This is a genomic window from bacterium (genome assembly GCA_035703895.1).
Taxonomy (GTDB): Bacteria; Sysuimicrobiota; Sysuimicrobiia; order Sysuimicrobiales; family Segetimicrobiaceae; genus Segetimicrobium.
Window position 1 is genome coordinate 1 of record DASSXJ010000026.1, and the last position, 14,002, is coordinate 14,002.

A 14,002-nucleotide genomic window follows, 5' to 3' on the forward strand; every position below is an offset into this window, starting at 1 on the left:
GCTCGCCGCGACCGCGCCGGAGCCCGGCTAAAAGGTGTGGAACTCCGCGTCCGGGAGCGCCTTGCTCAGGCCCATGGCGAGCCGCTTCGCCCACTGGCGGGCCAGTTCCATCGTGGTGACGGTCGTCCCCTTGATGTCCTCAGGGGTCACGGTCACGATGAGGAGCGTGTCGATCATGATCTTCGCGGTGGGGCCCTCCCCGCGGACGGCGATCGTGGCGCCCCGGCGGAACTTGGGCGTGCTCAGGGCTTCGGTAATCTGCTTGTTCACCTGCACCGCGCGCTCATCGACCGTGAGCCCCAACGCGGGCTGGGTAATCCGGCAGACCCACACGCCTCCGACGGAGATGTCCCCCGCATCCGCCCGCGAGGGCGTGGGTGTGGCGAGGACGATCGCGAACGCGATCAGGGCTGCGGCTCCCACCGCCCGACGATGCACGCGCATGCAGGGGTCCCCCCTCCGGATGAGATCGCGATGTCGATGGAGATCGCATCGGAAGTGTACCGCGCAGGCAGCCGCATCCCCTGCGCCGGTTCCCCGGATCTCGCGTGGCCGATCGATTCAGAACACACGGAGGCCCGGGTCGCCGCGAAACCACGCCCCGGGCCTCGGTGTGCCGACGTTAGAACGTGTGGAAGTTCGCGTCCGGCAGGGCCTTGCTCAATCCCTGCGCCAGACGCTGGGCCCACTGCCGCGCGAGCTCAACAGTTGTGACCCCCGTCCCGGTCGCATCCGCCGGCGTCACGGTGAAGACGAGCTGGTCGCCAACCAGGATGGCCGCGGCGTCTCCCATCGGGCGCACGGAGACGGTCGCGCCTACATGGCGGAACCTGGGTTCACTCAACACCTCGGTGATCCGCTTGTTCACCTCCGTGGCACGTTGCTCCGCGAGGAATCCGGCCGCGTTCTCCGTGATCTTGGAGATCCAGACGCCGCCGACCGAGATGTCTCCAACGTCCGCCATCGCCGGCGGGATGAATCCGGCAAAGACTCCCCCGGCCATCACAGATGCGAGGACGAATGCAGCAATGCGACCCGCAGTCATTGAAATCCCTCCCCTTTTCACCTGACAATCTTACCGTTACAAACCTTCCTTCTTACACTGTTCTTCCCCGGAACGCCCCTCTCGAATCGTCCGGCGAATCGGTTACGACACCCGCACCCCGCTCGGCACGTCTTGGTCGGGTGCCAGCAGGATGGCGCGATTGCCGTCATTGGCGGCCAGCAGCATGCCTTGGGACTCCACGCCCCGCAGGCGGCGCGGCTGCAGATTGGCGACGACGACGATTTTCCGGCCGATGAGCGTCTCGGGTGCGTACTGCTGGGCGATCCCGGCTACGAGGGTGCGGGTCGTCTCCCCGACCTTGATCCGGAGCTCCAGCAGTTTGTCGGCGCCGGCGACCCGTTTCGCCTCGAGGACCTCGGCGATCCTGAGGTCGATCTTGTTGAACTCCTCGATCGTGATCTCGCTCATCTCGGTGCCTCCTCTGGAAGATGTCGTAGGTCCTGACGTGCGCGCGGCGCGACCGGGGGTGTGACCTCTCGACGACCGGCGCAGGAGTGCAGCCTGCTCCGTTGCCTCCGGCGGACGGGCCGCGGGGGCTAGGGCCGGCGTCTTCTCGATCCTGGGGAACAGGGGAGCGCCGGGCCGGATCGGTGTCCCGGCCGGCAGCCCGCCCCACCGTGTGTCGGCCAGCCGCTGCGCGGCGAGCGGGGCGGCGATGCCGAGTTGCTCCCAGACCCTCTGGGTGGCCGATGGGAGCACAGGGGTCAGCAGAATCGTGGCGATCCGGAGCGCCTCGAGCGTGTTGTACAAAATCGCTCCTCCGCGTGCGGTGGTGCCCGCTTTGAGCGCAGCCCATGGCGCCGCCACGTCGATGTATTTGTTCGCCACGCCCAAGAAGCGCCAGATCTCGGTCAGCCCGCGCGTGAAGTCGAACGTCCCGATGCGGCGGCCCGCGGCCTCGGGCACCTCCTCGGCCGCCTTCCGCAGCGCCCCGTCCGGGCCCTCGGGGGCTCCCGGCGCCGGGATCTGCCCGCCGAAATGCCGCTGTACGATGGGCAGCGCCCGGTTGAGGAGATTGCCGAAATCGTTGGCCAGGTCGGCGTTGAACCGGTGGACGAGCGCCTCGTGCGAGTAGTTTCCGTCCTGACCGAACGGCACCTCGCGCAGCAAGGCGTATCGGAACGCGTCGGCCGCGACGTTCCATTCTGCGCCGCTCTCCTCGGCCAGCCGGGTGATCTCCCCGATCGGGTCGATGAAGTTGCCGCGGGTCTTGCTCATCTTCTCGCCCTCGACGGTCCAGAAGCCGTGCGCCCACACCTGCTTGGGGGACGGCAGGCCGACCGCTTCGAGGAAGCACGGCCAGATCACCGCGTGGAACCGGGTGATGTCCCGCCCCACCAGATGATGGACGTGGGGCCAGAACCGTCGGTACCGCGCGGGGTCGTCCAGGTAGCCGATCGTGGTCACGTAGTTGATGAGCGCCTCGACCCAGACATAGATGATCTGCTGCGGGTCGAAGGGCACCGGGATCCCCCACTTCACCGAGAGCCGGCTCACCGCCAGGTCGCGGAGCCCGCCTCGTACGAGGCTCAGCATCTCGTTCCGCTGGGTGTCGGGCTGAATAAACTCCGGCTCTCCCTCAATCTTGCGGAGGATCCAGTCCCGGTACTGACTCAGGCGGAAGAGATAGTTCTCCTCGGCGGTCCATTGGACCGGTCGCTTGTGGATCGGGCACAACTGCCCCTCGAGCAGCTCGTCTTCCGTATAGAAGGCCTCGCACGACGTGCAGTACCAGCCCTCGTAGGTCCCCTTGTAGATGGCGCCTCGATCGTACGCCGTTTGGAACAACTGCTGGGCGACCCGAATGTGGCGGGGCTCGGTCGTCCGGATGAAGTCGTCGTTCGAGATCCCGAGGCGCTTCCACAACGCCTGCCACTGCGGCGCGATCTGGTCGACCCACACCTGGGGCGCCACGCCGGCTTCGCGCGCTCTCCGCTCGATATTTACCCCGTGCTCATCGGTGCCGGTGAGGAAGAACACGTCGGCGCCTGCGAGGCGCTTCCAACGCGCGATGGTATCCGCCGCCAGCGTGGTGTACGTGTGCCCGATGTGCGGCACGTCGTTGACGTAATAGATTGGCGTGGTGACGTAGAACGTCTCCATGGGCTCCTCCCCAAGAAACAGAACGGCCTCTCGTCCTTGGGACGAGAGGCAGCCGCCTTCGTGGTACCACCCAGATGCGCCCGCAGCAAACGCAGGCCTCACCGGTCCAGGCCTCGCAGAGGAGACCCGGAACCTTGGCCCGTTCGCGCCGGCCCGGCGGCGCTGCCTACTGCACCGGCGGCCGCATCGACCGCCCGCGGTTCAGCGCGCAGCTCCGGAGCCATGTTCGGCCCGCCGCCCCCACCGGCTTGCACCCTATCCCGGCTCGCTCACCCGCCTATGCGGGCCCGGGTCGGCGTCGGGCCTACTCCCGCTCCGTCATCGCTTTGTTCCATGCTACGGGGCACGGCGAATCTTGTCAAGGCGAGAGGAGTTCAAACTCCGTGTGCAGAGCCCGCACCGCCGCCGGCACTTGATGCGCGGGAATCACGCACGACACCTTGATCTCCGAGGTCGCGATCAGCTGGATGTTGATGTCCTGCGCCGCGAGCGCCCCAAACATCCGGGCTGCGACCCCGGGGTTGCTGATCATCCCCGCCCCGACGATGCTGACCACGGCGACCTGATCGTCTGACAGGATGTCTCTGATCCCGATCTCCTCAGCCACGCTCCGCGCGGCCTCCACCGCGGCGGCCATGTCGGGTTTGGCGACCGTGAAGGAGATGTCCGCGCGGTCCTTCCGGGGCACGCTCTGGATGATGAGGTTCACGTTGACGTGGCGGTCGGCAATGGCCTGGAAGAGCCGGTGGGCGGCCCCCGGGCGATCGCCGACCCCCGTGGTGGAGATCTTGGCCACGTTCATATCGTGCGTGACGCCGGTCACCACCTTCTGACGTTCCAGCCGGTTGTCCGTCACGACGGTTCCCTCCCGGTCCACAAAGCTGCTGCGCACCTCGAGGCGCACACGATGCTGCATCGCCAGCTCCGCCGCCCGGGTCTGGACCACCAGCGCCCCGGAACTGGCCATCTCGAGCAACTCGTCATACGTGATCTCCTTGAGCTTGCGCGCCTCCGGGACGATCCGTGGGTCGGCGGTAAAGACTCCCTCAACGTCGGTGTAGATCTGGCAGAGCTCCGCGTGGAGCGCCGAGGCCAGCGCCACCGCCGTCGTGTCCGAGCCGCCCCGGCCGAGGGTCGTGATTTCCTCCTCGTCGGTGATGCCCTGGAATCCCGCGACGATGACGACCCGGCCGGCGGCGAGCTCCCGATCGATCCGGCCGCGGTCCACGGTCAGAATGCGGGCCCGGGTGTGGACCCGCTCCGTCCGGATCTGCGCCTGCGCTCCGGTGAGCGAGATCGCCTCGGCGCCTTCGGTGTGGATGGCCATCGCCACGAGCGCGATCGAGACTTGTTCACCGGTGGCGAGCAGCATGTCGAGCTCGCGCGCCGGCGGGTGATCGGTGATCTGCCTGGCCATCCCGATGAGGTCGTCTGTCATGTCTCCCGGTGCGGAGACCACCACGACGACGGCGTGACCGTCCCGGCGGGTCGCGACGATCCGCCGGGCCACGCGCCGGATACGGTCTGCTCCGGCGACCGAGGTCCCGCCGAATTTTTGCACGATCAGGCTCACACGGTCCCCTCGATCACCGTGCCTGCGATGTCGCACTCCACGTGGAGGATCCGGCTCGGGGTTCCCGCGGCCTCGAACGCCCGCGCCATCGCCGGTCCGATTCCCGCGGCCTCGCCGAACGCCAGGACCGCGGGCCCCGAGCCGCTGAGCGCCACGCCGTAGGCTCCGGCGAGGCGTGCCGCCGCGAACACCTCGGTCAGTCCGGGCACGAGCTGCTCTCGATAGGGCTGGTGCAGCCGGTCCTGTGTGGCTTCGTCGAGGAGATCGGGACGGCCTCCGGTGAGCGCCGCCACGAGCAGCGCGGTCCGGGTCACGTTGAAGACGGCATCCGGAAACGGGACGCGGGCGGGAAGCCGGCGCCGCGCCTCTTCCGTGGACACCGGATAGTCCGGGACCGCGAGCACGACCTTGAGCGGCGGCGGGGCCAAGCGCATCCACCGGACCCCCGACGGGGACCGCGTGCAGACGACGAGGCCGCCGAAGAGGGCGGGGGCCACGTTGTCGGGATGCCCCTCCAATTCGGTCGCGAGGTCGAGCAGCGCCTGCTCATCGAGCGGACGGCCGAGCAGCGCGTTCGCCGCCACCGCCCCGCCCACGATCGCCGCCGCGCTGCTGCCCAACCCGCGGGCAAGCGGGATCACGTTGTGCTGGGTCAGCCGGAACGCGCGGGCGGCCGGGGCGATCCCGGCGCGCTCGGCGACCGCCATCGCGGCCTGGTAGGCGAGGTGCGTCGGATCGCGGGGCAGCGTCTTCTCGCCCTCGCCTTCGATGCTGATTTCGGGGGAGGACGCCGGTTCGATCACTAGCGTGTTGTGGAGCCGCAGGGCGAGGCCGAGGGCGTCGAACCCCGGGCCCAGGTTCGCCGAGGTCGCCGGCACGTGCACCGTAATCGCCATCACCGCACCGCGAGCACTTCGTCCACCGCCCGCTCCAACGCCTCGGGTGTCGCGGGCACCGCCTCCGGCCGCCGCTCCGTCCGCAGGACGGACTCGGGATCCTTGAGCCCGTGGCCGGTGAGGACGCAGGCGATGAGCGCCCCCTCGGGCAGCCGCCCCTCGCGGGTCCGCTTGAGGAGGCCGGCGACCGGGGCCGCCGACGACGGCTCGACGAACACGCCTTCCTGGTCGGCCAGGAGGCGGCGGGCGGCGAGGAGTTCCTCGTCCGTCACCGCCTCGAATCCTCCACCGGACTCCCTGGCGGCCGCCACCGCGCTCTCCCAAGAGGCGGGCCGGCCGATCCGGATGGCCGACGCCACCGTTTCCGGCCGTTCCACCGGATGGCCGAGCACCAGTGGCGCGGCGCCTGCGGCTTGAAACCCCCACATCTTCGGCAGGGTCGAGATCCGTCCCGCCGCGTGATACTGGACGAACCCGCGCCAGTACGCCGTGATATTCCCGGCATTGCCGACCGGGATGGCCAGGACATCCGGTGCCCGGCCCAGGGCGTCGCAGACCTCGAACGCCCCGGTCTTCTGCCCCTCGATCCGGAACGGGTTCACCGAGTTCACGAGCGTCAGCCGCAGGCGCGGCGCCGCGTCGCGGACGATGCGCAGGGCTTCGTCGAAGGACCCTTCGACCGGGACCACCCGCGCGCCGTGCGCCATCGCCTGGACGAGTTTACCGACGGCGACCCCGCCGGCGGGCACCACCACGAAGCACGGCACGCCCGCCCGGCTGGCGTAGGCCGCCGCGGCCGCGGCGGTGTTGCCGGTGCTGGCGCAGACCACCGCGCGGCTCCCCTCTTCCAGGGCCTTCGACATCGCCATCGTCATGCCCCGGTCCTTGAACGATCCCGTCGGATTCTGCCCCTCGTACTTGAGATAGAGGTCGATGCCGGGAAGGTGTCGCGCTAGGCGCGGCGCGCGGAGGAGCGGGGTGGCCCCTTCGAGGAGGGTGATCAATGGCGTCTTGGGGGTCACAGGGAGGTACGTCCGGTATTCCTCGATGACCCCGCGCCAACGGCTACTCACCATCGATCACCCGGATTACGTTGCGCACCGCACCGACGACATCCAGCGTCGCCACACGGGCCAGCACGCGCTGCATCCGCTGTTCTTGGGTCGTGTGGGTGACCATCACGATGTCCGCCGTGCGCCCGCGGCTCTTCTGCACGATCGAGGCGATGCTCACGCCTTCTTCCCCAAAGATCGACGCGATGCGGGCGAACACCCCGGGGCGGTCGGTCACCTGCATGAGCAGGTAGAACGGCGAGGACGTGTCGACCATCGGGCGGAGCACATCGCGTCGGAGCGCGCGCATCCCGATCCGGCCGTGCGTGCCGGCCCGGCGGTTCCGCGCCACGTCGATCAAGTCCGCCACCACGGCACTGGCGGTCGGCGCGCCGCCGGCCCCGCGGCCGACGAACATGACCTCGCCGACCGCATCCCCGCGGACGAAGACGGCGTTGAGCTCGTTGCCGATCGCGGCGAGCGGGTGGGTGCGCCGCAGGAACGCCGGATGCACGCGGGCCTCGACCCGGCCGCCGTCTTCCCTCGTGATCGCCAGGAGCTTGACCGCAAACCCCAGTTCCTCTGCGAACTGGAGATCCTGGGCCGAGATTCGCTGAATGCCCTCCCGGTACACGTCGTCGACGTGGACCGCGGTCTCGAACGCGATCGTCGCCAGGATCGCAAGCTTGGCGGCCGCGTCGTCGCCGGCGATGTCCGCCGTCGGATCCGCTTCTGCGAACCCCCGCCGCTGCGCTTCCTCGAGCGCGCGCGTAAACTCCCAGCGCTCCTCGGCCATCTTGGTCAGGATGTAGTTGGTGGTGCCGTTGAGGATGCCGACGATCTCGTGGATGCGATTGGCCGCGAGCGACTCGCGTAGGGGCTGGATCACGGGGAGCCCTCCGCCGACGCTGGCCTCGAGCCGGAGGTCGACCCCCGCGCGCACCGCCTCGGCGAATAGCTCGGGGCCGTGGCGGGCCATCAGCTGCTTGTTGGCGGTCACGACGCTCTTGCCCCTTCGGATGGCCTCCAGGAGCAGCGTGCGGGCCGGTTCGACCCCGCCCATGACCTCGGCGACGACATCGACCCGCTCGTCGATGACGACCGCGTGCGGATCGCCGGTCAGAATCCCCGGGGCGAGGCGGACGTCGCGAGGCTTGGCCGGATCGGCGGCGGCGACCGAGGCGATGCGGAATGAGACCCCCGTCCGCCGGTGGAGCTCTTCGGCGTTCGCTTGGAGCAGGCGGACGACCGCGCTGCCCACCGTGCCGCAGCCCAGGAGCCCGATCCGCAGTTCGTCCGCAACCATGTGCGGCATGGTAGCAGGGCGCCCGGCGAGCGTCAACGCGCGACCCCAACGGCTTCGAGTTCGGCGCGCAGTTGCCGGCGCTGGTCGTCGGGGAGCGGCAGCGCCGGCGACCGGGTGGTCACGCGCGGGATCAGCCCCGCGGCGGCCATCGCTTCCTTCACGATCACAAATGGCGCCGCCTCCAGCGTGAACAAGCGGGCGAACGGCGCGAGGGCGCGCGACCGTTCGGCGGCCGCCTCCACACGCCCGGCGCCCACGTCGGCGTAGATGCCGACAAAGGGCTCCGGGGCAAAGTTGGCCGTTCCCGGCACGGCCCCGTTCCCGCCGAGCAAGAGGGTGTTGAGCAGATGATAGTCCATGCCGGCCAGCACCGTGAAGTCGGGGCGGCCCGGCTTGACGAGCGCAATCGTCTCCTGGATGTGCGCGACGCTGTCGACGGTGTCCTTGAGCCCCGCAATATTCGGATGATCGGCCGCCAACTTCGCGACGAGGCCGGGGGAGATGCTCCGGCCGGTCAAGGCCGGGAAGTTATATATGTAGATGGGGAGCGCGCTCCCCTCGGCCAGGAGCCGGTAGTGTTCGTGGACCGAACGCTCGGAGGGGACCCAATAATATGGAAGGACCGCCACGGTCCCGTCTGCGCCGACTTCCTGGGCGTGGCGGGCGTAGGCGATGGCTTCATCGGTCCAGGTGCTGCTGCACCCGATCAGGACCGGCACGCGCCCCCGGGCCGCCCGGACGGCGAGCGCGGCGAACGCGCGGCGCTCGTCGGAGGAGAGCGACGTGAACTCCCCCGTCGTGCCCAAGGCAAAGATCCCGTGCACGCCGTGGGTGATCAGCCAGTCGATGTGGCGGGCATTGGCTTCGTCATCGACGCGCCCTCGGTCGTCGAACAGCGTGGGGATGGGCACGATGATCCCGGACAGGGGAGCGCGCGTCATTGGTGATCGTCCTCCGGTTCGTTCTCCTTGACGGAAGCCACGTACTCGGCAATCAGCGTCTCCGCTTCTCTCGCGTGTTCATCGGGGACCAAGAGATCGCCCCATTCACCGGGGAGCGAAAACAACTCGCCGGCGATCTGGTTGGGCCTCAACACCACGGGGATCCCAACCTGTTCGAGCAGCTCCTTCAGCATCTGCGCCTCGATTTCGCTTGACGCGACGCGGATGGTCTTCATCCGGCCGCTCCCTCTTTAAGCGCAAGCCACATCCGATACACCACGTTCCGCCGCAACCCCGTGGCCTGCGACGTGCGGCGGACGGCTTCAAACGGCGCGACCCCTTCCTTGAGCGCGGCGCGGAGCATGGCCTTCGCGGTTTCGCCCCCCTGCGGGTCCCCCGTGCCGGCTTCGGCGGGATGCGGGGGCTCCCCCGCCGCTCCCGCGACGACCACCGTCACCTCGCCTCGGGGCCGGTGGTCGGTGAAGTGCCGGATCGCGTCGTCGACGGCGCCCCGAAAGATCTCTTCGTGGATCTTCGTCAGTTCGCGCGCGACCGCGACCTTGCGGTTGCCCCAGACGTCTCTGATCGCTTGAAGCGCCTTGAGCAGCCGGTGGGGCGCTTCATAGATGACGATGGTATGGGGCAACGTCCGATGCGCCTCCAGCTCGCGTTGCCGGTCGCGGGCGGCCGCCGGCAGGAAGCCGAGAAACGTGACCGGAGCGGTCGAAAGACCTGAGGTCACAAGCGCCGTCACGAACGCGCTCGGGCCGGGCAGCGGGACGACGGCGATGCCCGATGCCGCCGCCTGCCGAACGAGTTCGACCCCCGGATCGCTGAGGCCGGGCGTCCCCGCATCAGAGACGAGAGCCACGCAATCTCCGGCCATGAGGCGGTCGATGATCTCAGGCGTCCGTGCCCTCTCGTTGTGCTCGTGGAGACTCACCAGCCGGGCCGGGATGGCATGATGCGAGAGGAGCTTGCGCGTACGTCGGGTGTCCTCGGCGGCGATCAAAGCCACCTGTCGGAGAATGCGAAGCGCCCGGAGCGTGATGTCCTCCAGGTTCCCGATCGGGGTGGCCACAAGATAGAGGGTTCCGGATCCGGTCGCGGTCACACCTTCAATATAGCAGGACGGGCATTGGCCGGGCGGGCGCAGCACACCAATCGTGCTCCCCTTCGATCAACGTTATCCACGCTGTCCACACATTGTCCGAACGCAGATTCCGGATTGTGTTCTTCGTGACACCTGTGATAAGAATAACGATGGAGGCGCGAGCCGACTGGCAAAGTAGCCGACTCAAACGCCACCGCACGTGGACGCCGAGAGCGAGCCAGGCGTACTTCGGGGGTAACTCCGGAGAACAGCGGGTCAGCGGTAGGTGCCGGCGGCGGGGGCCGAAGACGGTGGGACGCCAGTGGGTGAAGCGCCTCCCGTATTTTTTTCTTCGTCAGCGCGAGAGGCGGTCCCGGCCGACCGAGTACGTTCCCCCGCCGGCGATCGCTAAGCTCACACCGACGGTCAACAGCGTCAGCTCGAACGCGTACCCTCCCACGAATCCCTGCCGCCACACGACTTTGGCGATCGCCACGGCCATCTCGATCCCCAGGAGGGTGCCGACCACGCGGGTCCAGAGTCCCATGATCAACAGGATCGCGCCTCCGACTTCGAGCGTGGCCGCGATGCGTGCCAATAGGTCGGGGAATGGCAGGTTCACGCTCATCATCAGCCCAGCCACCCGATCCATCCCGCCGGTCCACTTCGCGTAGCCGTACGCCCCAAAGACTGCGGCCAGGATCAGCCGCAACAGCAGGAGGGCGACATCGATCCTGGCCGCGCGCGTACCAACGCCGGTGCTTGGTTCAGTCATCATCCCCCAGGTCGGGGTTGTTCGCCTCAATCGCCTTGAGCAGTTCGGCCGCCATCTTGCCATCCAACCGCTTGAGGATCTCGTATTCGCGCTTCGCGGCGTCGATGTTGCCCATCGCGAGGTAGGTCCGCGCCATATACTCGTGGGGGTACGAGAAGTCCGGCTTCAGGGTAATGGCCCGCTTGTACGCGTCGAGGGCCTTGTCGAACTGCTTCATCTTGCGGTAGCAGTAGCCCATATTGTTCCACGCCTCGGCAAACCTCGGCTCGATCCGAACCGCCTGGTTGTATGCGGCGATGGCGAGGTCCCAACTCTTCTTCTTCGAGTAGGCCTGCCCCTGATCGAACAGGGTCTTGGCCTGGGGATTCATCTGCGCGGTCTGGCTGGCGGGGGGATCGGAGTCGTGCGCCCATGCGCTCCCCGCTCCTAGGGCGGCGGCCAGAAGGCTGCCCGCCAGGACGTATTTCATCGTTCTCATAAGCCACCTCGCGAGAGTGACGATTCGGACGACACGCGTGTGCGATCCGGTGACTTGACTGTGCACGACCAGTGTCACGAGCGCATCACGGCAGGGCAGAGGGTGTGCCCGTCAGCACCTCGTGGATCCGGCGGGCGACGGTTTCCGCTTCGCCCGGCTGCAGCGTCCACGCCGCCACCTCGAGACACCCTTCCTGGTAGGGGACCGGCACCAGTTCGATCGAAGGATCGCCCTCCCGCAGGCGGCGGGTCGCATCGGCGGGGCTGACCGTGACGAGATGCCGGTCCCAGCGGATGCGCAGGTGGGGGACTTGGTTGGCGATTTGGGGGACAAACGTGTCCGTGGTGACCCCGCGGATCGACGCAGCAACGGTCGCGATTGTCGTGATCCTTCGTTCCCACTCGCGCCACTCGGCGTCGTGATCGCGCCGCAGGTAACGTTCAAGCGCGACGAGCATCCCGACCATCTCTTCCCGGCCGACTTTCAGCCCTCGCCCGATCGTGTCGCTGTGGGGCGCGGTGTTGAGACGGGCCGCATGAATCAAGTCACTGCGGCCGAGCAGCAGGCCGGCGGTTTGAGGTCCCTGCAATCCCTTCCCGCCCGAGAAGGCCACGAGGTCGAAGCCCATCCGCGTGTACGTGAACAAGTTGTCGAGCGGCGGGACGTCCGCGGCGGCGTCGTTCAGCGTGGGGATACCGTGCGCCTTGCCCAACCGGACCCATTCTGCGGCGGTGATCCGGCCCTGCGGCTCGTTCTTGTTGAGGAACAGCATCATCGCCGTGCGCGCGTTGAGCGCGCGTTCCAGATCGAGAGGCGTCTCCACTTCGATCAGGCGAACGCCGCAGTTCCGGACCGCGCGGTCGTAGGGGAAGCGGTGGGATGTTTGGATGATGACCTCGTTCTGCATCCCGTCCGTATCCGGAAGCCGGCGGATGAACTCCGGGTTGGTCCCGGTGATGCAGGCCGCCGTTCCCAGGGTCAGCGCGGCGAACGCGCCGGAGGTGACCATCGCGGCCTCGCAGCGGAGCAGGGCCGCGATCCGCCGGCCCACCGCGTCCTGCAGGTCCTCGAGCCGTACGAAGTGCCCGGACACCGCCGCCATGGCCTCAACGACCTCGGGAGCCAACAGCGACGCGGTCATCATCGTATACGTCCCTGCGCCGTTGATGATGGGGCGCACGCCGAGTTCCCTGAGAAAATCGAGGCGGGCGTGGATCCCGCGGGCCTCGCTGGAGTCCTGCGTGGCCATGATCTCAGCGTTACTTCAGGCCCTTGCGCACGTCGGGGTTGAGCGAGTAGACGCCGACCACTTGGCCGCTGGCCAGCATGTGTTTCTGCACCGCTCGGAGCGTGTCGCCCCCGGTGAACGCCCCCGTCAGCCCGAGGGTCTTCACGTTCAGTGCGTAAACGCCGAAATGGTAGTGGTGGGCGAGCGCATCGTTCCACGGCGGGCACGGGCCGTCGTAGCCGCCCGTGGTTCCCTTCACGAAACCGGTGACGCCGAGGTCATTGGCGCCGCGAAGGCCGTATGTTGCCGGACCCACCGGCTTCGCGGCATGCCCGCTTGACTCCGCGCCCTCCGGTATCTCGGTTACGCTTGGAGGAATGTCGACCAGAATCCAGTGGAAGAAGTTGAGGCGCTTGAGCGTGGCGGGAATGGTCTTGCCCTCTTGGTTCGCAGTGTCGAACGACGACGGGGCGTCCGTGTCGACCATGACAATCGCATAGGACGCCGTCCCGGCCGCGCCCTTCGTCCACCTAATCGCCGGGCTCCGGTTCGGGCCGTCCGTGACATGCCCCTTGGCCGCAGGAACGCAGTACGCATAGACCGGGGGGATGGCGCCGTTCGGCTTGACCCCGGTCACGGTCACCGAGAGAGTGGCCAGCCCGCGAGCATCGACCACCAAGGATCCGCTCACTGACAGGCACGCACCGCATATCAGCAGCACGGCCGCCCACACAAGACGCCCCCGATCCGGCATCGATCACCCTCCCTCTACCTGATGTGCGTCTCTGTCATCATGCTCGCTCCGGCGAGCCAAACTGGTGAGGAGTGGCGGGGCGGCACCGCGTGCGTCGAGGCACGTTTACCGCAGCAAGACGAGCAAGCCCGACGCCCGCGCCCACGACGTTCAAGAGGAGGGGGAGCAGGACGCCCATGCCCATCTGCGCCGTCTGCGCTTCATGCCGAAATCCAGCTTCCGTGGCGGCCCAGCTCATGTGCGCATCGGCCTCCGCAGTCTCGGGTCGGCCAGATCACGGATGGCATCGCCCAAGATATTCCATCCCAGGACGAAGAGCGTGATCGTGACCGCGGGGAACACGACCGTGTACCAGAACACGAAGGCGTGGCCCGGCTCGCCCATGATCCACTTCCGCGATAGGGCGATCAGTTGCCCCCAATCAGCGTACCCGACCTCGGTGCCGAGGCCAAGAAAACTGAGGGCCGCCGACACGATCACGATGTTCCCCATGTCGAGCGATCCGTACACGAGAAACGGGAAGATGGCATTGGGCATGACGTGCCGCAAGATGATGCGGAGATTGCTCCCGCCGAGCGCCCGAGACGCGGTCACGAATTCGCGCCCGGCCAGCGAAAGCACTTCGCCCCGCACGAGGCGCGCGTAGATCGGCCAGTTGACCGCCCCGATCGCCAAGATGATCTTGTCGAGACCTTTCCCGAGCACGGCGACGATCACGACCGCGAGCACAAGCCCCG

At 67.9% G+C, this 14,002-nt stretch carries 15 protein-coding genes; all 15 read right to left on the reverse strand.

The features are described 5' to 3' along the window. Positions 1-27: 27 nt before the first annotated feature. Entirely contained in the window at positions 28-444 is a 417-nt protein-coding gene (locus VFP86_01910) for a hypothetical protein (protein HET8998379.1), read from the reverse strand. Positions 445-622: 178 nt separating this feature from the next. Beyond that, on the reverse strand, positions 623-1,045 hold the full coding sequence (locus VFP86_01915) for a hypothetical protein (GenBank protein ID HET8998380.1): 423 nt from the start codon (positions 1,043-1,045) through the stop codon (positions 623-625). Positions 1,046-1,147: 102 nt separating this feature from the next. After that, a complete protein-coding gene (gene metG / locus VFP86_01920; GenBank protein HET8998381.1) occupies positions 1,148-3,169 on the reverse strand; it encodes a methionine--tRNA ligase in 2,022 nt (673 codons plus the stop codon). Positions 3,170-3,527: 358 nt separating this feature from the next. Next, on the reverse strand, positions 3,528-4,742 hold the full coding sequence (locus VFP86_01925; GenBank protein ID HET8998382.1) for an aspartate kinase: 1,215 nt from the start codon (positions 4,740-4,742) through the stop codon (positions 3,528-3,530). Next, a complete protein-coding gene (gene thrB / locus VFP86_01930; protein HET8998383.1) occupies positions 4,739-5,638 on the reverse strand; it encodes a homoserine kinase in 900 nt (299 codons plus the stop codon). The genes VFP86_01925 and thrB overlap by 4 nt, the downstream gene beginning before the upstream one ends. Continuing rightward, positions 5,638-6,714, reverse strand: coding sequence for a threonine synthase (thrC, locus tag VFP86_01935; protein ID HET8998384.1), 1,077 nt, complete (start codon positions 6,712-6,714; stop codon positions 5,638-5,640). Before thrC ends, thrB begins: the two co-directional genes overlap by 1 nt. After that, positions 6,704-8,005: a homoserine dehydrogenase gene (locus VFP86_01940; GenBank protein HET8998385.1), complete on the reverse strand. Its 1,302-nt coding sequence runs from the start codon at positions 8,003-8,005 to the stop codon at positions 6,704-6,706. The genes thrC and VFP86_01940 overlap by 11 nt, the downstream gene beginning before the upstream one ends. A gap of 23 nt (positions 8,006-8,028) precedes the next feature. Next, on the reverse strand, positions 8,029-8,937 hold the full coding sequence (locus VFP86_01945; protein HET8998386.1) for a dihydrodipicolinate synthase family protein: 909 nt from the start codon (positions 8,935-8,937) through the stop codon (positions 8,029-8,031). Further along, positions 8,934-9,173: a DUF2007 domain-containing protein gene (locus tag VFP86_01950; GenBank protein HET8998387.1), complete on the reverse strand. Its 240-nt coding sequence runs from the start codon at positions 9,171-9,173 to the stop codon at positions 8,934-8,936. The genes VFP86_01945 and VFP86_01950 overlap by 4 nt, the downstream gene beginning before the upstream one ends. Further along, on the reverse strand, positions 9,170-10,096 hold the full coding sequence (gene rsmI / locus VFP86_01955) for a 16S rRNA (cytidine(1402)-2'-O)-methyltransferase (protein ID HET8998388.1): 927 nt from the start codon (positions 10,094-10,096) through the stop codon (positions 9,170-9,172). The genes VFP86_01950 and rsmI overlap by 4 nt, the downstream gene beginning before the upstream one ends. A 289-nt stretch (positions 10,097-10,385) precedes the next feature. Beyond that, complete coding sequence (locus VFP86_01960; protein ID HET8998389.1) at positions 10,386-10,805, reverse strand: DoxX family protein; 420 nt, start codon at positions 10,803-10,805, stop codon at positions 10,386-10,388. Next, complete coding sequence (locus tag VFP86_01965) at positions 10,798-11,283, reverse strand: tetratricopeptide repeat protein (GenBank protein ID HET8998390.1); 486 nt, start codon at positions 11,281-11,283, stop codon at positions 10,798-10,800. Before VFP86_01965 ends, VFP86_01960 begins: the two co-directional genes overlap by 8 nt. An 85-nt stretch (positions 11,284-11,368) precedes the next feature. Beyond that, a complete protein-coding gene (locus tag VFP86_01970) occupies positions 11,369-12,532 on the reverse strand; it encodes a selenocysteine synthase (GenBank protein ID HET8998391.1) in 1,164 nt (387 codons plus the stop codon). A 10-nt stretch (positions 12,533-12,542) separates the two neighbouring features. Then, positions 12,543-13,265, reverse strand: coding sequence for a YbhB/YbcL family Raf kinase inhibitor-like protein (locus tag VFP86_01975; GenBank protein HET8998392.1), 723 nt, complete (start codon positions 13,263-13,265; stop codon positions 12,543-12,545). 234 nt (positions 13,266-13,499) lie between these two features. Then, the coding region (locus VFP86_01980; GenBank protein HET8998393.1) for an ABC transporter permease at positions 13,500-14,002 on the reverse strand (503 nt) is incomplete at its 5' end.

Coding starts and splice junctions, on each gene's coding strand:
- VFP86_01910 (HET8998379.1), bottom strand. CDS start 444: ATGCGCGTGCATCGTCGGGCGGTGGGAGCCGCAGCCCTGATCGCGTTC.
- VFP86_01915 (HET8998380.1), bottom strand. CDS start 1,045: ATGACTGCGGGTCGCATTGCTGCATTCGTCCTCGCATCTGTGATGGCC.
- metG (HET8998381.1), bottom strand. CDS start 3,169: ATGGAGACGTTCTACGTCACCACGCCAATCTATTACGTCAACGACGTG.
- thrB (HET8998383.1), bottom strand. CDS start 5,638: ATGGCGATTACGGTGCACGTGCCGGCGACCTCGGCGAACCTGGGCCCG.
- thrC (HET8998384.1), bottom strand. CDS start 6,714: ATGGTGAGTAGCCGTTGGCGCGGGGTCATCGAGGAATACCGGACGTAC.
- VFP86_01940 (HET8998385.1), bottom strand. CDS start 8,005: ATGCCGCACATGGTTGCGGACGAACTGCGGATCGGGCTCCTGGGCTGC.
- VFP86_01945 (HET8998386.1), bottom strand. CDS start 8,937: ATGACGCGCGCTCCCCTGTCCGGGATCATCGTGCCCATCCCCACGCTG.
- VFP86_01950 (HET8998387.1), bottom strand. CDS start 9,173: ATGAAGACCATCCGCGTCGCGTCAAGCGAAATCGAGGCGCAGATGCTG.
- VFP86_01960 (HET8998389.1), bottom strand. CDS start 10,805: ATGACTGAACCAAGCACCGGCGTTGGTACGCGCGCGGCCAGGATCGAT.
- VFP86_01965 (HET8998390.1), bottom strand. CDS start 11,283: ATGAGAACGATGAAATACGTCCTGGCGGGCAGCCTTCTGGCCGCCGCC.
- VFP86_01970 (HET8998391.1), bottom strand. CDS start 12,532: ATGGCCACGCAGGACTCCAGCGAGGCCCGCGGGATCCACGCCCGCCTC.
- VFP86_01975 (HET8998392.1), bottom strand. CDS start 13,265: ATGCCGGATCGGGGGCGTCTTGTGTGGGCGGCCGTGCTGCTGATATGC.